The organism is Rhodococcus sp. P4_F3_2, from assembly GCF_056401335.1.
The window spans coordinates 1-536 of record NZ_JBFUJN010000154.1 but is presented as its reverse complement, the minus strand read 5'-3'; the positions used below and the strand labels follow the sequence as shown (position 1 = coordinate 536).

1 protein-coding gene is annotated in these 536 nt (G+C 32.8%); it reads right to left on the bottom strand.

Annotated features, from left to right (window positions below):
• On the bottom strand, positions 1-536 hold a 536-nt coding region (locus AC1DWA_RS33200), incomplete at both ends, for an ATP-dependent Clp protease proteolytic subunit (protein ID WP_477917700.1).

Genomic DNA, 536 nt, shown 5'->3' with positions numbered 1-536 from the left:
GCTCTTATGTGTTGCATTGTATCGTAAATAGCCATTCCTGCGGTGATAGATCCCCCTGGAGAATTTATATAAATACTAATATCTTTTTCAGGGTCATCTGCATCAAGGAATAATAATTGAGATATAACACTATTGGCGACTTGATCAGTGATTTCACCTGTTAACATAATAATTCTATCTTTGAGTAAACGAGAGTAAATATCATAAGATCGTTCGCCACGGCTTGTTTGCTCCACTACATATGGGATTAAGTTCATTCTTTGTCCTCCTGTACTTAGCTTTAAATCATCTTTCCTTACTAATTCATTTACAAGGTTTGTTACCTCTTTATTAAGAGGTATTTCATATACTTCGTTCTCATCAACTAGGGGAATATCTATTGATTGCTGTATAGATTTTTTAATTCGATCACTTCCCTCAAAGTGAACAGAAACAGATAAAGTTTCTACTAATTCTGGATTAAATGTTTCTGTGTTTAATTCAAAAAGAATAGATTCCTTTTGAATTAAACGATTTACTATTAAATCTCCCTCCTC